This is a genomic window from Hahella sp. NS-SX17 (assembly GCF_057367735.1).
This window is the reverse complement of the sequence record NZ_CM170632.1, coordinates 978,356-997,648: the sequence shown is the minus strand read 5'-3', so window position 1 is coordinate 997,648 and position 19,293 is coordinate 978,356. Positions and strand designations below refer to the sequence as shown.

The following is a 19,293-nucleotide window of genomic DNA, read 5'->3' as shown; positions in this document are numbered from 1 at the left end:
CGGAATCTGCTCAGGTCAGGAAAAATAACAGCTTGCAGTGGCTACAAAGAGTCTGGGTCGATGTGTGCGACGTATGTCAGCAACTGAGGATAAAACTCAAGGAAACAGGCCTCCAGCGCTTGATAGCGCAGCTCCACTTCTTCACCGGCGCCGTACAGCGTCGTCTTCCGGCTCAGCCTGGCGGCGATATTGTCGAGCGAACGATAGATATTCGGCAGATGCTCATACCCATTCAGCCAGTCATGTTCGCTCATATGCCGCAGGGTGCGCTGCGCCCTCGGCGGCATCAGTTCATACTCCGCCTGTAACGCCCCATAGACGCCGTCAGCAAAGTCCGGCAGAGGTTGGACCCGCCAATCACGCCAGCGGCGAGCCAGAAAATGATCGAACGCCACATCCACGATAATGCCGGCGAAACGACGCCTGGAAGGGGAAATAAGCGCTATCGCCTCTTTCACTGACGCATGGCTATCCGTATAGAGGTCTACGGCGCGATGCAGACGTATCCCCGTCGCCACAGGGACGGGCAGATGACTTAGTTCCGCGCCTTTCACAAAGTCGCCGAGAAAATTACCTGTCAAGGAAGTTGCGGAGACATCCGCCAGATGAAAGTGCGCGAGAAAGTTCATAAAGAGAGTGGGACGACAGTCTTCTGGAAGCCCTCCCTGGCTTCAAAGCAGTTAGCAAAAGTAGTTAGCGATAACGGGCGATAATCTCGTCGACTTTACCTTCGCTGCGCATCTTCGCCAGCGTTTCGTTGAGCAGATCGACGTACTGCTGCGGCGTATCCACATTCAACGCCAGATACATCTCCGCCTGGTTAAAAACATAAGCCGGCTGCGGCGAGGGATAGCCCGCCTGCTTCGCGTAGTAGGGACCGGAATAAGGACCAGAAATCCACAGGTCAATATATTTACCATACAGGCGCTTCAGGTTCAGGGTATCATCATCGATCAGACTGACATTCACGCCTTTATCGATCAGATACTCGCTGGCGATATCGCCTTTATATCCGCCTACCCGGTATTTCTTCAAATCGTCAATGCTGGTGATGCTCATGGATTCATTGGGACGACTGAACGCAACCCAAGAGTCCTCCACTAAAGGCCCCACCCACTGGAACATACTCTCGCGTTCTTCGGTACGGGTGGTGGAGAAGACGCCGCGATAAGCTTTGCGCTGCGCGTGTTCAAAGGCGTAATGCCAGGCCCGCAGCTTCATGTTGTAGGGCAGTTTCGCACGCTTGAACAACATTTTGACGATATCCGCGGAGACTCCGTAGATCTGCTCGCCAGAGTGTTCATACTCGCTATTGTTCATGCTCATGTTGTAGGGCGGGTAGTTTTCCGTAACCAGAAGAAACGTCTCTACTTTTTCCGCCGCAGAGGCGGCGCCAGCGCCTAAAAGCAGCGCCAGCAATAGAGTATGGAAAGAGTGTGCGATCAAATATTTAAAGACCCGCATTTCGAACAGATGCTCCCCTTTTGAAAAAAGTTTTGCTCAAACTAGTTTGGTTCTTGTTTGGAAGATTCGCCAGTATATCAGCTAATTAGCATAGGAATGCGGAAATAGCGCTGACGCGCCGCATTTTCGGCGTTATGATTACGCTCGGAAGGCCCTTGAATCGCCGAATCCCTTCGCCATGCAAAGACAAGGCGAAAATGAATTTAATCATGTAAAATTAATTAGCCCAAAGTTGATAAGTACAGCCACATGGGCTATTTACGATAAAGGGAAAGCAGAGCAAACTACTCGGAAATAAAATGGATTTAAGGTGATGGACATGCCGACTCTGGTGCAAGCAATATTCGGAAGGGGACAAGCCAAACTAAAACGGCTGCTGAAGGACTACCCGCCCTATCAGGCCCCACATTCACAGGAACCGTTTTCCTTAACGATTGAGCAAGCCTACGCCAATCTCAACTATCTGATCTCGGAAAAAGCCAACCGTCTCGTTATCTACGGCGAACTGCTGCGCAAGTTCGGTCTGGATCTGGATGAGGGGCTGCATAACGCCTCTCCCGAGCCGTTCCTTCGCGATCTTCACGCTTGGGCCTATAAGCACTGGCCTGAAGTCTACGAGCCGCATCTGGCGCGCAAGGACATATGGCTGAACTCGAAACGGGATGACGATCATATTGTCTTCTCCATGTTGATGGACACCGCCATCGCTCTAGGTGAAATTGTCGTCAAACATCGTCCACGCACGTACTGGGGCCTGGACCTCAGCAACAGCAGCTGGCGTCTGCGTTACGTCAGCTATCAGCGGCCGGTGTTGCTGGGCGTTCCTGACCCATACCAGAACAACGCGTTCATGGCGCTGGATTTCGAGAACACCGCGTTTTTCCATTACTCCAATATTCTGGCCACGCCGCAGCCGGCGCAACCGCTGGGCGTCAAAGTGCTGTACGCGCTACGCGAAGAAGAAACCTTGACCCAGGACCCTGCCGGCCTGTTAGGCAGACGGGCGTAAGCTGCGCCGTACGCCCGCAGCGTAGGGGGCTAATAGCTTTTCAAGGTTTTCTCAAGGCCAATAACATACAGGGTGTTGGCGTCTACACGCCCTGTAGCCGGCAGTATTTTTTGCGCCACGTCGCCGTTCTGCTCCGCCACTGCAAAATCGTCAACATTGATCACCGCTACCTTATCGACGTCCATAATCCACAATCTCTCCAGCTTATCGTGCGGGTAATCCATCTGCATACCAAACTCCGAGTCAAAGTCTCCGCTAACGTCCGTCTCTCCCCGCTCCAAACGGGTTAATACACCCCACCTCAGCGATGCGGGGCGAGTAACCTGGCGCAGGAAACTTCTTACCTTTTCCTTCAGCCCCGTCAAAGCCCACATTGGGGCCACGGTCCGTCATAACGTAAAAGTGATTGGGCTTCAGCGGATGCGCTGTCATTGCCGAGCCGAGTCCACCGCTACGCACCTCAACGCCATTGTCTAGTTTTTTCAATACCGAGTAGGCGAGCGCGCCTGGGATTTCCTCCTGGGCAGACGCCGTGGCGACGATTGCGCTCAAACAGAACGCGAATGCGCCCTTGCTGAGAACTGTCCGCATAGTGATTCCTTAAGAAAGCCGTTAAGCCCTCTTCTGAAATCAAGCTTCCATGACAAATTCATGAATATTTATCATTTTTTGAACAAGCCACTGAAAAATAAGCAATAAACTCTCACGGTTTCACAAAAACATGAACTATAGTTAATGCGCGCGTAGAGGTCATTCATTCTGCGTGCGGCCGTTCAGAGCCACGTTATTAGCATGGCGGCGCTATTGGCATGTTAATAATACGACGCATGGATGCGCCTGCGCGGCGGCCAGCCGCGGGAGACAGGGCCTGATATGTGAAGGCCCTGCCTGCTTAATAGCTAACTGGCGGCGATAACAATTAAAGACACTCATCTGCTTTTCAGGGACATCCAGGACTGTACACAATGCTTTGCTGTTCAACCGGCCGCGGCTTATTACGCGCCTTGCCCAGACTTTCCTCATTACGCGGCGACGCTATGTCGCCACTTTCCTATCCGCCCTCGCCCCGTACGCGGCGCCTGGTCCTGGCGGTATGCGCGCCGGCGCTGCTGCTCGGCGTTTCAGCCTGTCGCCAGACCGACGAAGGGACAGATAAAACACCAGCTCCGCCTAAAACCGCCCCCGTCAGCGCGGGCGATATTCTCCATCTGGAGCAGGGCTGGTCGAGCGCTGAGCGGGATCAGGCGCAATTCGCGTCTTTCGGTTCGCGCATCATTCCCTACGACTGGCTTCTGAATTTGGAGCAGACGGATAGTAACGCGCCCTTTCTGGCCAACGCGTATATGAACCAATTGGGTTTTCTAAGCGCGCCCAGATCGCCGCACAACCCCGACGCCTTGCCAGTGGGATTCGCCAAGGATATAGACGCTGACGGTCTCGCCTGGGCGGGGCTGGGATGCGCAGCATGCCATACGGCGGAAGTGCGCTATCGAGGAAAGAGCGTCCGTATTGACGGCGGTTCAGCGTTGATCAACTACAGTGGCCTTGAGTTCGCCATACGCGACAGCCTACAGGCGACTTTGGCGCAGCCCGACAAGTTCTCCCGCTTCTCAAAAGCGTTATCGACTAAGTCAGAAGCGAAATTGAAAGCGGCCCTGCAGCGACGACTAGCCTATTTCACCGAGCGCTTCGCCATGAATAGCACAGAGGTTCCCTATGGTCGCGGGCGGCTGGATGCGTTCGGACAAATCTTTAATGTGATCACCTCAGAAATCACTCATCAGCCGGAAAATCGACGTTCCCCCGACGCGCCTGTCAGCTTCCCCGTATTGTGGGGCGCCCCGCGCATGGATCTGGTGCAATGGAACGGCTCCGCCAGCAATGCAGCTCCAGGGCCTCTGGCGCAGAACGTCACGACAGCGTTGGCGGTATACGGCTCGGCGTCTGTTGATGGTCATAGTGACGTTCCCGGCTACCCCAGCAGCGTCAACTTCAGCAATCTGGGCGATATCCAAAAGCGTAACGAAGCCTTGCAGGCGCCAGTATGGCCGACGCCTATTTTCGGTGAACTGAACCCGGATCTCGTTGCACAGGGGCGCAATCTGTATGCCGAGCGTTGTCAGTCCTGTCACACCCTGACGGACCATAGCAAACCCAATGCAAAGATCAGCGTCGCTCTAACGCCGCTTGACGAAATCGGCACAGATCCCAGGATGGCCATGAACTTTCTGCGCGCCACTGCGCAAAGCGGCCCATATCAGGGGCGCAAGCTGATGGTGTTCGGCGGCGCAGCTATCGGGACAACGGAGCCCAGCATTAAGCTGGTCATTCACGCCGCAATCGGCGCCATACTGAGACATCCAATCGCCGCCACTCTGGATGTGGCGGAGGCGTCTCACCCCAGCGGAAAGCCCGCCGCCGCGGCGATTCCACGCTACTACAAGGCGCGCCCGCTGGATGGCGTCTGGTCGTCCGCTCCGTATCTGCATAATGGCTCCGTACCCAATCTGCGATCCCTACTGCTATCGCCCGAACAGCGCCCGCAAACATTCTATGTCGGCGACCGCGAATTCGACCCTGTGAATGTCGGCCTCAGCACTCAGCAGATACCCGGCGCTACGCTGTTCGACACACGTCTTCCCGGCAATAGCAATGCGGGACATTTATTTGGCGTGGACCTGAGCGCCAACGACAAGCAAGCGCTGCTCGAATATCTGAAATCTCTATAACAACGCAATAAGAAATGAAAAGGTGCGAAAGGAACGGATATGACATCCAAGGGAAGTATGAAGTTTGTCCAGCAAAAGCGCAGCGTTCCGCTGCGACTCTTTAAATGGCTGATCCTCGCCGTTGTGGCGTTGATCGCCGCCGCCTGCGCCGGATTCGCCTGGTTTGTGCTGTATCCCAATAAGCACCAGCCAGCGGCGGAGCCTGTCGATGAGTATGTTTACCTGGACCAGGGCTGGGAGAAAGATAATGCATCGCTGCGGGAGCTTTACTACTACACGCCTCAGGGCGTTTCCATGCCGCAGGGCGCGTCCGCTGGCGCAGTGCGTTATGACTGGTTCGTACACTTGGAAGAACCGTTCAGCGAACAACGTCTGGCGGACCCGGAGCGGATGCGTCGCCTCCGCTTTGTCGTCGACCCTGCCCCCAGCTCCGCCAATCCCGACCAGCTGCCGGTAGGCTTCAGCAAGCATCTCGATCCTGCGATCGGCGAAGAGGTTTTAGACATAACCTGCGCCGCCTGCCACAGCGGCGAACTCCACTATCAACGAGATGGCGTACGTTACGCTGTGCGGGTTGACGGCGGCCCCGCCATGCACGCTCTCACCAGCATGGGGCGCGGAGCTTTTGCGCCGACCCTGGTCGCTTCTCTGTTCTACACAGCAGTCAATCCCTGGAAGTTCGACCGCTTTGCGCAAAAGGTGCTGAGCGATCGCTATCCTGAGGGCAAGGATGAGCTACGCGCCGCCCTCTGGCGTAGTGTCGGCGGTTTTGTCGGCGCAGGTCAGAATAACCCACTACGTAGACTCTATCCTATGGACGAGGGCTACGGACGCACCGACGCCCTGGGGCGAATCGGCAACACGCTGTTCGGCGACCATTTAGACGCATCCAACTACCAGGTCGGCGCGGCGCCAGTGAGTTACCCGTACTTGTGGGATATCTGGAAGTTTAACTGGGTGCAGTATAACGGATCAGTAGCCCAGCCTCTGGCGCGCAATATCGGAGAGGCGCTTGGCGTGGGGGCTCGCATAGACCTGCTCAACGCCGACGGTTCCCCCCTCCCCCCTGGGCGCCGCTTTCACAGTGCCGTGCGCATCGAAGACCTCGCCCGTATCGAGAGCGCGCTTCAGATGCTCAAAGCGCCAGCTTGGCCTGAGCATGTATTCGGGCAGGTTGATCAGGCGCTCGCCGCCGAAGGCGAAGGCTTATTCAAACGTTACTGTCAGGGCTGCCATGGCCCCCATCCAGCTTCTTCCGTCGAGCTGGAGATCAACGCGCCCTTGAAACCCGCCCCCTGGTCTGAGTGGATGATCTCCATCGCGCCGCTCAGCGTTATCGGCACTGATCCAAGCGCCGCCGAGGCCTTTATCGACAAACATTATGATTTATCTGCGACCGGACTGAATAACCAGGACATTGACGACGCTCTGCGCCCTTTGTTTACACAGCGTCTTGTCCGCGAGGTGCGCGGCAGGCTACGCCAGATTATCGAGCTGCGTCAGACGCAGGAGCTTGCGTTGGGCGACCTGCCTGAACTGCTGAGCGCTTACCCTGCGGTGGACGTCAACCCGGTCGTCGCGCCCATCGGCGATTTCGCCGTCATCGCCGCCGCACTGGAGAACCTGCCCCCCCCGTCTGACTCCGCTTCGCCTGAAAGCCTCTATCGCCCTCACTATACGAAGCATTGCGATCTGGCCTGCCTCAGTGACGAGTTGATCAGGTTAACCCGGACTGGCGTCAGAGACATCGATAACCTGCTGGCGCGACAAGACATTCATAAACTGTCTGAAGGACTGGCCCTGAACCTCATTGGCGTCCTGGTTAAAAACCGTTACTACGCAGATAACAACATCGACTACGCGCAACGCCAGTGCCTGGAGGGCTTCGGCACCCTTGACCTCCCTCAGGAAGTCGCAGGATATAAGCCGCGCCCCCTGGAGGGCGTCTGGGCGACGCCGCCATTTCTGCACAATGGCTCCGTACCGAACCTCTATCAATTGTTATCGCCGCCGGAGCAGCGCGACAGCCAGTTCCAGGTCGGGTACAGAGACTTCGACCCCCTGCATATAGGCTTCATCACCCAGCCGCCACAAGGGATGGAAGGCAACGTTTCTTGGTTCGATACCCGTTTATCCGGCAACAGTAACAGCGGCCACGCCTTCTCGGCTTCCACGAGTGACTGGCGTGCGTTCCTGCGCGACTCTGGAGCAAATCCACTGCCTAAGGGCGTCATCGGTCCCACGCTGACAGAGAAACAACGCATGGCGATTATCGAGTATCTGAAAATACACCGAGATGAGCCTGAAACACCGGTGGAATATAGGCCTCCGCATTGCGTGACAGCGTCGTTGGAGTGAGGCCGCAAGGGCGTTTTAAACGTCTGACGGTAAAGGAAAGAGGCTGACAAAGGGGGCTTGCAACAGCCTCCTGTTAAGTCGACAATGCGGCCTTTATTGGTAATACTAACAGACTATTGCGCCTTTCCTCCGGCGTGAGCTAGGAGAGGGCATGGAAGCTATTTCTTCCAAAGGAACATAAGTTAGTCAACTTTTTGGAGATGGCCAAATGCCTCGCCATAGCTATACGCTAGCTTGCTTAGTGTTTGTGTTGCTTTTTGCCCGAAGTTTGGAGGCCGCCGACGGCGTCGCTCCACTCAACGTGGACAAAGGCCTCGACATGGCGGGGCTGACGCCGCATCTGGCGTTATTGGAAGACCCTACGCAAACCCTGCGTTTTGAAGAGGTCAGCTCCGATGAGTTCGCTCGCCGGTTCAAACCCACGGGAGGCCAATCCCCTAACTTCGGCTTCTCAGAGTCCGCCTGGTGGGTCAGGTTCACACTGAAAAACACCACAGCGGAAGAGCTGGCGGTGACGCTGCGTCAGGACTATCCCCTGATCGATCATCTGACGCTCTGGGAACCGCTTGCTGACGGCTCCTGGAAACGTCACGCCACAGGCGATCGCCTCTCGTTTTACTCCCGGGATGTAGAGCACAGGGACTACTTGTTCCCTTTGGAGCTGCCGGCCCACACCTCCCAAACCTACTACATGCGTTTCAGCAGCGACGGCGCCATGAACATCGGACTGTCCTTGTATGCGCCGGAATCTCTGCTGGAGCGCATCGGCAAGGAACAATTGGCTTACGGCGCTTACTACGGCGGGTTTCTGGTTCTCGTCATCTATAACTTTTTCATGTTTATCGCCGTTCGCGACCGCACCTTCGCCCATTATCTGCTATACGTCACCAGTTACGGCTTGTATATGGCGGTGCATAACGGCCTGACGTTCCAGTTCCTGTGGCCGAACTTCCCCTGGTTCGCCAATCACAGTCTGCTGATCCTGCTGATTCTGTCTCTGCTGGGAGCGCTGCAGTTCGCCCGTTCGATTCTGGTGACGCAGCAAATCGCGCCGCGGACTGACTTCGCCGCCCGCGTGCTGGAATGGCTGATGCTCATCAGCCTCGCCTGTACGCCGTTTTTCAGTTATCACACCATGATCGTGCCGATCTCCCTGCTGACGTTCGTCATCGCGGCGCAACTGCTGCTGATGGGCGTGCTCGCGCTGATGGCGGGTTCGCGACCGGCGCGATATTACATGACCGCCTGGACGGCGTTATTGATCGGCGTGCTGGCGTACATGCTGAAAACCTTTGGCCTGCTGCCGCACAATGTGCTCACTCAGAACGGTTTCCAGATCGGCTCACTGACGGAAATGGTGTTGCTGTCTCTCGCACTGAGCAGCCGGGTAAATGAGTTGCAACGCAAAACCTACACAGACGCCCTGACTGGCCTGTTCAACCGTCGCCATTTTGACGACAAGTTCGCGACGGAGTTTCATCGCGCGCAGCAAAGCAAGCAGCCGCTGACGCTACTGGTGATCGATATCGATTGCTTCAAACAGTTCAACGATACTTACGGCCATAATGTCGGCGACCATGCGTTAAAGGAGGTCGCCCGCATACTGGCGAAAGGCGTGCGTAAACCAAATTGTCCATGCCGTTATGGCGGCGAGGAATTCGTTGTCATCCTGCCCAACACCGACCACGATGCTGCAATGAGTCTGGCGAATCGTTTAAGAGTCAAGGTGGAAGAAGAAACGGAGTCCGGCTACAAGTTGTCGATCAGCGTAGGCGTTGCGAGCATGGATCACGACGAGTTCGACTGCCCCAATAAGCTATTCGAACGCGCGGACTATGCGCTATACACCGCCAAACAACAAGGCCGCAACCGGGTTATCGATTATCGTTCCTGCGCCCCGCGCAGGGAGTCGGACATATCGAAAGAAGCTCTGGTCGGCGCGGAAAGCTGACTGCTGACATAGCTAGATCAGACACAACTAAAGCCTCTCGATAAACTGACTGATTGCGCGCCAGTATTCAGGATACATACTGATGTCGTTGTGATCCGCCGCGTCCAGGGTAACCGTGTTTTGCGGACCGCCCCAAGCCTGCATCAAGCGCCGCCCATGCTCCACTGGCACAATCCTGTCTCTCCCCGCCAACAATGCCAGCGCAGGCGTTTTGATCGTCGCCGCATGAGTCAGTGAATTGAAGGGATGACGCACCAGTAAACCGACCGGCAACCAGGGATAATGCCGTTTGCCGACAGCGGCCAGGCTGTCGAATGGCGTCGTCAGCACCAACGCTCGCACCGGACGCCGACTGGCCAACTGCACCGCCACGCCGGAGCCCAGGCTACGACCCAGCAGAACAATATGCTGAGGATCGATTTTCAACTTACGGGTGAGATGATCGTATAGCGCAACAGCGTCTCCCACCAACGCTTCCTCGCCCGGAGAGCCCTCGCTGTCGCCATAGCCCCGGTAATTCATCAACAAGTAAGAGTCCACCGGCAGCTTGTCCATCTCCCAGGCGTTCCATGAGACTTCTTCGCCATTGCCGCCAAAGTACATCAACAAGGGCTTGCGCGCAGAAATTTCACCGTGCTGGAACCATCCGGACAACGTCACGCCTTCATGCTCAAATTTATATTCAATGGACTTCAGTCTGCTGCGGTTGGCGGCGTCAACGGGCTGGGGAAAAAAAATCATCCGGTCCTGATATAACCAGAAAAACACCGCGCCAGAGAAGCAGATGAGCAACAGAGTGCTGACTAAAGCCCACATAAAGGTTCGCGCCTTTGCCCAGGATTGTCTCATGTTCGAATCGTCATACCGTCCGCCAGGGAGTAGCGATAGGCCCGATAGGCCGGCGCCGCGCCGATTAATACGCCCGCCAGGATGATGCCGCCCAGTACGGCCAAATTATCCAGGGTCAGCGGGTCCACGCCGATAAACAGACCGAAGTAATTTTCCAGCGCCGGCTGGGCGGCTAACAGTGTCAGAAACAGTAATCCGACGCCGACTATCACCCCGCAGACCGCCATCAATCCGGCCTCAATCATCAGCAGAACGAAGATATGCCGCGGCTTGGCGCCCACGGAGCGAAGTATGGCCATTTCCCGGCGACGTTCGTTCAACCCAGACCAGATTACCGTCAACATGCCAATCAAGCCAGTCACGACAACAAACGCCGACACTGCAAGCAAGGCCACCTCCGCCACGCCCATCATGCTCCACAGCTCCTGTAGCGCCACGCCCGGTAAAATCGCCAGCAACGGCTCGCCGCGATAGTTATTAATCGCGCGCTGTAAGGTGAAGGTGGCGATTTTGGAATCCAGCCCAACCAGAAAGGCTGTTATCAGCTTGGGTTGCAAATCCGCATGCCGCGCCTGCTCCGCACTGATTGAACCGCTGGGCGCGCCGCTGTCCCATCCCAGATGAATGGCCTCTATTCCCTGCAGGGAAACATGCACTGTGCGATCCACCGGCGTGCCGGTCTTTTTCAAGATACCAACAACTTTGAAAGGCTTGTCATCGTGATTAGCAAAGCTGACTTCGCCGGCGCCGTGGGAAATAACGATGGACTGCCCAAGTTGATAGCCCAGCTTCTCCGCCACTTCCGCTCCCAAGACCGCGTCGTAGACATCATCAAAGCGAGCGCCTTCGTCAAAAGCCAACTGGCGTTTGGCGCCATAGCGGAAGTGCTCAAAATAATCCGTATTGGTGCCCAGCACGCGATAACCGCGATGGGAATCGCCTAATGACAGAGGGATGGTCCACTTCACCCGCTTCATGCCAGCCACTTCCTGATAGTTGTTCCAGGAGATATTGTTGGTCGCATTGCCAATGCGAAATACCGAGTACAACAACAGTTGCACGGACCCGCTGCGGGCGCCGACGATCAGGTCAGCGCCGGAAACAGTATTGGCGAAGCCCGCTTTGGCTTCTCTGCGAATATTGTCTACCCCCAACAGCAGCATGACGCTGACGGCGATAGAGAAAATAGTCAGCAGCGCCGTCGTCTTGCGGTTCAGCAGGCTGCGCAAAGTCAAACTGTAAATAGACATCGAATGCGGCTCCCGCTGATCAAGATTCCGGTGGCTGATAGGCGCGGTTGACTTCCGCCAGGCTGATAGTGCGGTCAAACAGGCTTTGCAACGCAGGGTCATGGCTGACAAACACCAGCGTGGAGCCACTGGCGGCCACTTCCTGGAACAACAGTTCGATAAACGCCACCCGGGCGTCCGCATCCAAGGCTGAGGTAGGCTCATCGGCGATTATGAGCCCAGGCGAACCAATCAGCGCCCGCGCCACAGCAACCCGCTGTTGCTGCCCCACACTGAGGTCGGTGACGGGTCTGCGCCCGAGCTTGCCGACATCCAGGCGCAAATGAGACAACAAACGCTCCGCTTCCTCGGTCAGACTCACTCCTCGGACGCTGACTCTTTGCCGTCGCGCCCTGGAAAAGCGACAGGACAAGGTCACATTATCCACCAGCGAAAGGTAGGGAATGAGGTTAAACATCTGGAAAATGAAGCCGATGTTATCCGCCCTGAATCCATCCCTGTGTGAGGCGCTGAGCGCGCTTAGCGCCGTGTCCATGACCTTGACGCTTCCCTCCCTGGGCTGAATCACCCCTCCAAGAAGGCTTAGCAGCGTCGTTTTACCACTGCCGCTGGCGCCGCGCAGAAAGATTCGTTCGCCCTCCCTCACCTGCAGCTCGGGAATATCCAACACATCGCCATCGCTTCCAGGCCAACGAAATTTCAACCCATCCAACTGCACTAATACGCGCCCCAGCGCCGAATTCGACGCGGCGGCCGTCGCCCTTACGGAGGCTGTGGCGGGTTCGCTTAGTTTCTGCATGACGCCATTCTCACTACTTACAGATTAATCAGATGTTTTTCCGGGCTCAGCTCCATGGCGTTCTGCCCCTTAGGCCCAATCATCTGAACATCAAGATCTTTCAGACCAGGGAAATGTTTGAACAGCAATACGTCCACTGCGGTGAGCTTGCTCGCGTCGCTACATTCGAAAATGTACGAGACGTCGACATCAGAGTGACCTTGCTCATGATGATCATGCTCGTCTTCCTCATCACCGTGTTCATGCTCTTCGTGTTCATGATCCTTGTGACCCGCCTCCTCATGCTTGGCGTCACTCTCGTCGTGCTCGAAAACATCGCCGTCCACCTCCACCGACACCAGCTTGCAGCCCGCAGCCGCAGTCAGAGCGAACAGTTCTTCACCGCGATGCAGCAAAGCCGCCGCCTTTTCCACTTGCTGGCGCTCCTCGTCGGTTGCAGGCGCATGCTCAAAGCCCACCAGATTCATCGCAGGGCTCTCCAGCTCCACCACCAGACTGCCGCCTTCCAGCGCCAGATTCATAGTTGCTGCGCCATGCACATGCGCCCCGTGCTGCTCGAAATCTTCAGCCTGCGCGAACTGACTCGCCGCCAGCAACATCATACCCGCCCACAGACGATTTCTATAACTCATAAATTTCATGCTCCTGAACTTTGAGAGTGATTTTTCCAACTGGTTTTTTATGTTATAACATAACGCATCAAATTTGTTATAGGGCGAATTCAGATCAAAAGAGTTAATCTTTGAACACGCGACTCTTTACAATGAGCTACGCCGCCCTGGCTTGGGAGCGGCTATCGACGGACTGGATCGCCTTTCCCCGTTATGAAGACACTACTGATTCCATAGGATATTTATGAACAGATTGTTCTCGACACTGGTCGCAATCGCACTTTCGTCCCTGGTCTCCGGCGGGGCGCTTGCGGAGGATTTTAAAACCGTCCAATGGCAGGACTTGATTCCTAAAACTGCGCAGCAACAAACCCTCAGCGGAACCGTGGAGCACGGCCAGATTGCGATGGAGCCGCCGCCTCAGGGCAATGCGCCTATCGTGCCGGAGCTGAACAAACAGAAAGTTCGCATCGCGGGCTTTGCGGTGCCTTTGGAAGGCGATGAGAGCGGAGTCACCGAGTTTTTGCTGGTGCCGTACATGGGGGCCTGCATCCACGTGCCGCCGCCGCCCTCTAACCAGATCGTCTACGTGAAAGCCAACAAGAAGCCTCTGCCGTTGGATTATCTCTATGACGCATTCTGGGTATCCGGCGCCATCAGCGTAGAAACCGTCAGCAGTGAGTTGGCTGAGAGCGGCTACAGCATGCAGGCGGACGCCTTCGAGCCTTATCAGTACAACTAAGCGGCCCGAGGCAGATCCAGAGCCATACTCCTGATCTCGACTACACTTTAAATATCCGCGCTCCAACGGCGCGTTAAAGGAAGTAGCAACGACAGACCGGGAGAATGTTTGTGGCCAGCGAGTATCAGCCGGATTCTCTGGATATTCTTAATCATCAAGGCAGCGTGCAGCAAAAGCTGGAGTATCTGCTGGATAACCTCCAGCAGACCTATCCTTTTATCTGCCGCATCGCCGTCGCCATTTACGACGCCCTGCAGGACCAGCTCAAGACTTTCGCCTCCGCCGGCGTCAGTCACCCTTTATTGGAGCACTACCAGACCGCTCTGCACGAAGTGGCCTCCCTGCAGCATATGAAAGACAACAGGTTCATCCGCGTCATCAATGATATTGGCGGTGAACTTGGCGGCGGGGACAGTCCAACCCAGCACACAAACGCCCTGCTGAAAGCGGGATTTCACGCCTCCTATACGTTTCCCATGCGCTATAACGAGCGTTTTCTCGGCTTTGTTTTCTTCAATGGCGCGGAAAAAGACTGTTTCCAAGGGCGGACGCCGGCGGACATGGATATGATCGGACACATGATCACTCTGATCGTGTACAACGAGCGCAGCAACATCCGCACACTGATCGCCACCGTCAAATCGGCCATGCTGCTGACCCACTCCCGCGATCCCGAAACCGGCGGCCATCTTGAGCGTATGGCGCGCTACTCCAGACTGATCGCCGCGCGCCTGGCGCCCCAGCATGGTTTCTCTGATGAGTACGTGGAGCACATTTGCCTGTTCGCGCCCTTGCATGATCTCGGCAAAATCAAAGTGCCGGACAGCATTCTGCTAAAACCCGGACGCCTGGAGGAAAAAGAGCTGGATGAAATGCGCCGACACCCTATGTACGGACATGAACTGGTGGACGCCCTGATCGATAACTACGGCCTCAATGGCGTCAGTCATGTGAACATGCTGCGCAACATTGTGCTGTATCACCATGAAACTCTGGATGGAGCGGGCTATCCCGAGCATCTGCGCGGCGAGGAGATCCCCATTGAATCCCGAATCGTCAGCGTCGCCGACGTCTTCGACGCCCTCACCAGCGCCCGCCCTTACAAACCCGCCTGGGACAATGACAAAGCCTTCGCCGAACTCAAGCGTATGGCGGGAACCAAATTAGACAGGGAGTGCGTCGTCGCGCTGATGGATTGCCGCAAACATATTGAAGAAATCCAGCAGCGCTTTCGTGAAAACGAATACGGTTAAAGCGGGCGATACACCAGCACTTTACGCCCGTTTCCGTTGAGGTGGCTGGCGTGTAACTGACTCATCACCCCTTTGTCGCAGAACAGCAGATAACGGGCTTCGCCGTCCATTTCTCCTATCCGGCTTTCCAGCTCGTAGAAAGGAATCTGCAGAATTTTGTTATTGGTCAGCATCAGCGGCGCCTTTTCCTGCTCGTTGGGGTGGCGGATATCGATAATCACGTCATCCAGAGAAGGCGTCGACACGACTTCTACTTCATCCACGGTCAGTTCCGACTGCATGATTTCGTCAATATTAATCGCCCGGCGATTAGCCAGCGCCTGTTCCAGCACCTGCATATCGAAACGCTTCTCATCGTTCTCTATGCGATAGTCCCGCGCTTTAGTCGTAGGGCGATCCGAAATAACGCCACAGTATTCCGGCATATTGCGGGCGAACTCTTCCACGCCAATCTGGCCGGCCATGCGGATGATGTCCTGCTTGTCAGTGACGATCAGCGGACGCAGCACCAGCATGTCAGTGGCGGAGTCGATCACGTTCAGATTGGTCAGCGTCTGACTGGACACCTGCGCCACACATTCGCCGGTAACCAGCGCCGTGGCGGACAGGTCCCGCGCAACCTGGGTCGCCGCCCGCAGCATCATGCGTTTCAGCACCACGCCCATGTTGGAGTGATAGATCTTGTCCAGGATCTCAGCTACAACGCCTTCAAACGGCACCGTAATGAACTTCACCCGCTGTCCGCCGCCGTACTTCTCCCACAAATACAGCGCCGCTTGCTTTACTCCCACTTCGTGAGCGGTTCCACCCATATTGAAGAAGCAGAAGTGCGTGCGCATGCCCCGCTTCATGGTCAGATAACTCGCTACGCCGGAGTCGTAGCCGCCGGACATCAGAGAGACCACTGGCTCCAGGCCGCCGACGGGGTACCCGCCCAGGCCTTCGTAGCGCTTCTCCACCAGATAATATTTATCGTCGCGCACTTCGATGGAAATAATCACTTCCGGATTCGACAGGTCCACCCCCGCCGCCTTGGTGTGCTGACGCAGTCCGCCGCCGACGTAACGCTCCAGATCCATGGAAGTGAAGTCATGTTTGCCGGCGCGCTTGACTCGCACCTGGAAACGCTTGCCTTCCAGTTGCTCCTCGTATAGCGATTTCGCATTCAAATAGATGGTATGAAAGTCCGCCAGGGGATATTCATGCACCACCAGGAAGTTGGTGATCCCCGACACACGTTGCAGCGCTTCAATCGCCCGTTTGCTGGTGCGCTCATCCGCATCCGGCAACCAGACTTCAATTTTGTCCCAAGATCCTTCCACCACCACGTTTTCGTCGATCTGACGCAATACGCGGCGAATATTTATGCGTAACTGCTTGACCAGATCCTTACGCACCGGTTTACTTTTAATTGTGATTTCGGGAAATAATTTGACGAGAAACTTCATAATCTGGCCTGATCCAAATCTCAGCGGGGGCGGTATTCTACTACCATTCCCCCGGTCATGCATGGGCCGATCGCCAAAAATACCCTTGTGCGGAGAACGCCTGGGAGTAATGGCTAACTTCGCCCATACGACTTACTATTTAGATTCCATCCGGAAAACCCGCTTACCTGCGCCGCTTCGGTCATCCTTACATAACCCTGCTCCCGGATGGGGTCTTATAAATGATAACAATAGCAGATTAGGCTCTACTGGCGTTTCAGCGTCGTCACAATTATGTCTGCAATCGCCATCAGGCTCTGGCTCGCCCCCAAAGCCGTCCGCCGGAATCGGAACCGCCGGCCTTGCCGGCAAGTAGAAGTATTTGAAAAGGAAAGATATAGATATGAGTAACAAAATAACCGCACGCATCGCCCCGGAGGGCAGCCTCGATCTGGTCTCGCAACACGAAGTCAACCTGTTGAGGGATCGCAGCAATCGCGGCGTCTATCGCCTGTTCCGGCAATGCGCCCTGGCCGTATTGAATTGCGGCAACGAGTCCGACGACCCCAACACCATTCTGGCCGAATTCGCCGATTTCGATATTCAATTGATCCAGCAGGCCCGCGGCATCAAGCTGGAGGTGATCAATGCGCCTCACAATGCTTTCGTCGACGGCAAGATGATCAAAGGGATTCAAGAACATCTCTACGCCGTGCTGCGCGACATCATCTACGCCAACAATGTGCTGTCCCACCACACACAGTTGAATCTGAACAACGGCGAGGACATCACCAACTTTATTTTCCATATGCTGCGTAACGCAGGCGTGCTGATTCCGCGTCGCTACCCCAACATCGTGGTGTGCTGGGGCGGCCATTCCATCAGTCGCGACGAGTATGATTTCACCAAAGAAGTCGGACACTCTCTGGGACTGCGCGGGCTCGACATCTGCACCGGTTGCGGCCCCGGCGCCATGAAAGGCCCAATGAAAGGCGCCACCATCGCTCACGCCAAACAGCGCATTCAAAGCGGACGTTATATCGGCCTGACCGAACCGGGCATCATCGCGGCGGAGTCGCCGAACCCTATCGTCAATGAGCTGGTGATCCTGCCGGACATCGAAAAGCGCCTGGAAGCTTTCGTGCGCCTGGGCCATGGCATTGTGGTCTTCCCCGGCGGAGCCGGCACGGCGGAGGAGATTCTTTACCTGCTGGGCATTCTGCTCAATCCGGAGAACGATTCACTGCCCTTCCCGGTGATTTTCGCCGGGGCCAAGAAAAACGAAGAGTATTTTGGGCAGATCAACGAATTTATTGGCCTGACCCTGGGGAAAGCCGCTCAGCGTCGTTATCGCATTATCATTGACGACCCGGAGCTGGTCGCGCTGGAAATGAAAAAAGGCATCCAGGACGTCACTTACCACCGCAAAGGCTCCAGCGACGCTTACTATTACAACTGGCTATTGAAGGTTCAGCCCGAGTTCCAACATCCCTTCCAGCCCACTCATGAAACCATGCGCGCGCTTGCATTACACCGGGAGCAGCCGATCCACGATCTGGCGGCGAACCTGCGGCGGGCGTTCTCCGGTATTGTGTCCGGCAACGTAAAAGAAGATGGCGTGCAGTTAGTCGAGCGTTTGGGGCCATTCGAAATCAGCGGCGACAAAACCATCGTCGGCTCTTTTGGATCATTGCTGGAGTCTTTCGTGAAACAGCAGCGGATGAAATTACCGGGCAGCAAATACGTGCCCAGCTATCGCATTGTGGATTAAGAAAACGTTCTTGCTAGAAAGGAAAGCACTGGCGGCGGTGAGCCGCCAGGGATCAAGGACAGAAATCAGGTTTCCTGCAGCCAGCGCGCCGCGTCCAGAGCGTGATAACTGATAATCATATCCGCGCCTGCCCGCTTCATGCTCAGTAAGGTTTCCAACACCACGCTGCGTTCATCGATCCAGCCGTTGGCGGCTGCGGCTTTCACCATGGCGTATTCGCCGCTGACGTTATAAGCCGCCATCGGCAGATCCAATCGATCGCGAAGCTTGCGCAGCACATCCAAGTACACCATCGCCGGCTTCACCATCAGAAAGTCCGCGCCTTCCGCTGCGTCCAGCTCCGCCTCCCGCATTGCTTCCCGCAAGTTGGCCGGGTCCATCTGATACTGCTTGCGGTCGCCGCCCGCGGGCGCGGAATCCGCCGCATCCCGGAAGGGTCCGTAGAAAGCGGACGCGAATTTTACCGCGTAGGACATGACGGAAACGTGCTGGAATCCGTCAGCGTCCAGCGCGCGCCGAATCGCCGCCACCTGACCGTCCATCATGGCGGCGGGAGCGACGACGTCCGCCCCTGCTCGCGCGTGACTCAACGCCACCTTGGCCAACAGCGCCAGGGTGCGATCGTTATCCACGGCATCGCCGCAAAGCACGCCACAATGGCCGTGCTCCGCATACTGGCATAGACACACATCCGTAATCAGCGTCAGCCCTGGCGCCGCCTGCCGGATCAGACGCAACGCCTGCTGCACCGGCCCGTCTTCCCATGCACTGCGTCCCTGCGGGTCTTTATGCTCAGGCAGCCCGAACAACAGCACCGCTTTCACGCCGTTACGCCTGGCGCCGACGCAAAGCTCCACCGCCAGATCCGGCGACAAACGCTCAACCCCGGGCATGGAGTCGACCGTCTCGCGCTGCTGAATACCGGGGATGACAAACAGGGGATACACTAAATCCTCCACCCGCAACGCGGTTTCCCGCACCAGGTCGCGTATTGAGTTATTGCGACGTAGACGTCGGGGACGCGCCACGGGAAAAGAAGCCTGCGCCATGTTCCGTTTTCCTCTATTCGGTTATTTCACA

The 19,293-nt window shown here is 56.1% G+C and carries 17 protein-coding genes; 7 read left to right on the top strand and 10 right to left on the bottom strand.

Annotation, left to right across the window (positions count from 1 at the left end; all coding sequences use genetic code 11):
• Positions 1-41: 41 nt before the first annotated feature.
• A complete protein-coding gene (locus AC2IBB_RS04530; protein ID WP_486331715.1) occupies positions 42-629 on the bottom strand; it encodes an acyl carrier protein phosphodiesterase in 588 nt (195 codons plus the stop codon).
• Positions 630-693: 64 nt separating this feature from the next.
• On the bottom strand, positions 694-1,464 hold the full coding sequence (locus AC2IBB_RS04525; RefSeq protein WP_486331714.1) for a substrate-binding periplasmic protein: 771 nt from the start codon (positions 1,462-1,464) through the stop codon (positions 694-696).
• 319 nt (positions 1,465-1,783) lie between these two features.
• Here AC2IBB_RS04525 and AC2IBB_RS04520 point away from each other — a divergent pair, with 319 nt between their 5' ends.
• Positions 1,784-2,473: a hypothetical protein gene (locus tag AC2IBB_RS04520; RefSeq protein ID WP_486331713.1), complete on the top strand. Its 690-nt coding sequence runs from the start codon at positions 1,784-1,786 to the stop codon at positions 2,471-2,473.
• Positions 2,474-2,502: 29 nt separating this feature from the next.
• On the opposite strand, the gene AC2IBB_RS04515 is transcribed toward AC2IBB_RS04520, so the two are convergent.
• Together AC2IBB_RS04515 and AC2IBB_RS04510 are read right to left on the bottom strand one after the other, a co-directional pair.
• Positions 2,503-2,703: a hypothetical protein gene (locus AC2IBB_RS04515; RefSeq protein ID WP_486331712.1), complete on the bottom strand. Its 201-nt coding sequence runs from the start codon at positions 2,701-2,703 to the stop codon at positions 2,503-2,505.
• A 25-nt stretch (positions 2,704-2,728) separates the two neighbouring features.
• On the bottom strand, positions 2,729-3,064 hold the full coding sequence (locus tag AC2IBB_RS04510; RefSeq protein WP_486331711.1) for a hypothetical protein: 336 nt from the start codon (positions 3,062-3,064) through the stop codon (positions 2,729-2,731).
• A 374-nt stretch (positions 3,065-3,438) separates the two neighbouring features.
• Between AC2IBB_RS04510 and AC2IBB_RS04505 the strand changes: the two genes are divergently transcribed.
• The 3 genes from AC2IBB_RS04505 to AC2IBB_RS04495 all read left to right on the top strand — a co-directional run bounded on the left by AC2IBB_RS04505 (position 3,439) and on the right by AC2IBB_RS04495 (position 9,511).
• Entirely contained in the window at positions 3,439-5,202 is a 1,764-nt protein-coding gene (locus tag AC2IBB_RS04505; protein WP_486331710.1) for a di-heme-cytochrome C peroxidase, read from the top strand.
• A gap of 39 nt (positions 5,203-5,241) precedes the next feature.
• Positions 5,242-7,560, top strand: a complete 2,319-nt coding sequence (locus tag AC2IBB_RS04500; RefSeq protein ID WP_486331709.1) for a di-heme-cytochrome C peroxidase — start codon at positions 5,242-5,244, stop codon at positions 7,558-7,560.
• Positions 7,561-7,768: 208 nt separating this feature from the next.
• Positions 7,769-9,511 (top strand): diguanylate cyclase, encoded by a 1,743-nt coding sequence (locus AC2IBB_RS04495; protein WP_486331708.1) that lies wholly within the window; start codon positions 7,769-7,771, stop codon positions 9,509-9,511.
• Between the two features lie 27 nt (positions 9,512-9,538).
• Here AC2IBB_RS04495 and AC2IBB_RS04490 read toward each other — a convergent pair whose 3' ends face one another.
• Genes AC2IBB_RS04490 through AC2IBB_RS04475 form a run of 4 tightly spaced genes read right to left on the bottom strand, consistent with a single transcriptional unit; the run spans position 9,539 to position 13,041 of the window.
• Positions 9,539-10,327, bottom strand: coding sequence for an alpha/beta hydrolase (locus AC2IBB_RS04490; protein ID WP_486331707.1), 789 nt, complete (start codon positions 10,325-10,327; stop codon positions 9,539-9,541).
• Positions 10,328-10,356: 29 nt separating this feature from the next.
• Complete coding sequence (locus AC2IBB_RS04485) at positions 10,357-11,610, bottom strand: ABC transporter permease (RefSeq protein WP_486331706.1); 1,254 nt, start codon at positions 11,608-11,610, stop codon at positions 10,357-10,359.
• 19 nt (positions 11,611-11,629) lie between these two features.
• Positions 11,630-12,409: an ABC transporter ATP-binding protein gene (locus AC2IBB_RS04480; RefSeq protein WP_486331705.1), complete on the bottom strand. Its 780-nt coding sequence runs from the start codon at positions 12,407-12,409 to the stop codon at positions 11,630-11,632.
• A 17-nt stretch (positions 12,410-12,426) separates the two neighbouring features.
• A complete protein-coding gene (locus AC2IBB_RS04475) occupies positions 12,427-13,041 on the bottom strand; it encodes a DUF2796 domain-containing protein (RefSeq protein ID WP_486331704.1) in 615 nt (204 codons plus the stop codon).
• A 223-nt stretch (positions 13,042-13,264) separates the two neighbouring features.
• Here AC2IBB_RS04475 and AC2IBB_RS04470 point away from each other — a divergent pair, with 223 nt between their 5' ends.
• Positions 13,265-13,762, top strand: coding sequence for a DUF3299 domain-containing protein (locus AC2IBB_RS04470; RefSeq protein WP_486331703.1), 498 nt, complete (start codon positions 13,265-13,267; stop codon positions 13,760-13,762).
• Between the two features lie 110 nt (positions 13,763-13,872).
• On the top strand, positions 13,873-15,015 hold the full coding sequence (locus AC2IBB_RS04465) for an HD-GYP domain-containing protein (RefSeq protein WP_486331702.1): 1,143 nt from the start codon (positions 13,873-13,875) through the stop codon (positions 15,013-15,015).
• Here AC2IBB_RS04465 and thiI read toward each other — a convergent pair.
• Positions 15,012-16,463, bottom strand: coding sequence for a tRNA uracil 4-sulfurtransferase ThiI (gene thiI / locus AC2IBB_RS04460; protein ID WP_486331701.1), 1,452 nt, complete (start codon positions 16,461-16,463; stop codon positions 15,012-15,014). The genes AC2IBB_RS04465 and thiI overlap by 4 nt on opposite strands.
• A 382-nt stretch (positions 16,464-16,845) precedes the next feature.
• Between thiI and ppnN the strand changes: the two genes are divergently transcribed.
• Positions 16,846-18,213, top strand: a complete 1,368-nt coding sequence (ppnN, locus tag AC2IBB_RS04455) for a nucleotide 5'-monophosphate nucleosidase PpnN (protein ID WP_486331700.1) — start codon at positions 16,846-16,848, stop codon at positions 18,211-18,213.
• A 65-nt stretch (positions 18,214-18,278) separates the two neighbouring features.
• Here ppnN and hemB read toward each other — a convergent pair whose 3' ends face one another.
• Positions 18,279-19,262 (bottom strand): porphobilinogen synthase, encoded by a 984-nt coding sequence (hemB, locus tag AC2IBB_RS04450; RefSeq protein ID WP_486331699.1) that lies wholly within the window; start codon positions 19,260-19,262, stop codon positions 18,279-18,281.
• Between the last annotated feature and the right edge of the window lie 31 nt (positions 19,263-19,293).

Coding starts and splice junctions, on each gene's coding strand:
- AC2IBB_RS04530 (WP_486331715.1), bottom strand. CDS start 629: ATGAACTTTCTCGCGCACTTTCATCTGGCGGATGTCTCCGCAACTTCC.
- AC2IBB_RS04525 (WP_486331714.1), bottom strand. CDS start 1,464: ATGCGGGTCTTTAAATATTTGATCGCACACTCTTTCCATACTCTATTG.
- AC2IBB_RS04520 (WP_486331713.1), top strand. CDS start 1,784: ATGCCGACTCTGGTGCAAGCAATATTCGGAAGGGGACAAGCCAAACTA.
- AC2IBB_RS04515 (WP_486331712.1), bottom strand. CDS start 2,703: ATGCAGATGGATTACCCGCACGATAAGCTGGAGAGATTGTGGATTATG.
- AC2IBB_RS04510 (WP_486331711.1), bottom strand. CDS start 3,064: ATGCGGACAGTTCTCAGCAAGGGCGCATTCGCGTTCTGTTTGAGCGCA.
- AC2IBB_RS04505 (WP_486331710.1), top strand. CDS start 3,439: ATGCTTTGCTGTTCAACCGGCCGCGGCTTATTACGCGCCTTGCCCAGA.
- AC2IBB_RS04500 (WP_486331709.1), top strand. CDS start 5,242: ATGACATCCAAGGGAAGTATGAAGTTTGTCCAGCAAAAGCGCAGCGTT.
- AC2IBB_RS04495 (WP_486331708.1), top strand. CDS start 7,769: ATGCCTCGCCATAGCTATACGCTAGCTTGCTTAGTGTTTGTGTTGCTT.
- AC2IBB_RS04490 (WP_486331707.1), bottom strand. CDS start 10,327: ATGTGGGCTTTAGTCAGCACTCTGTTGCTCATCTGCTTCTCTGGCGCG.
- AC2IBB_RS04485 (WP_486331706.1), bottom strand. CDS start 11,610: ATGTCTATTTACAGTTTGACTTTGCGCAGCCTGCTGAACCGCAAGACG.
- AC2IBB_RS04480 (WP_486331705.1), bottom strand. CDS start 12,409: ATGCAGAAACTAAGCGAACCCGCCACAGCCTCCGTAAGGGCGACGGCC.
- AC2IBB_RS04475 (WP_486331704.1), bottom strand. CDS start 13,041: ATGAGTTATAGAAATCGTCTGTGGGCGGGTATGATGTTGCTGGCGGCG.
- AC2IBB_RS04470 (WP_486331703.1), top strand. CDS start 13,265: ATGAACAGATTGTTCTCGACACTGGTCGCAATCGCACTTTCGTCCCTG.
- thiI (WP_486331701.1), bottom strand. CDS start 16,463: ATGAAGTTTCTCGTCAAATTATTTCCCGAAATCACAATTAAAAGTAAA.
- ppnN (WP_486331700.1), top strand. CDS start 16,846: ATGAGTAACAAAATAACCGCACGCATCGCCCCGGAGGGCAGCCTCGAT.
- hemB (WP_486331699.1), bottom strand. CDS start 19,262: ATGGCGCAGGCTTCTTTTCCCGTGGCGCGTCCCCGACGTCTACGTCGC.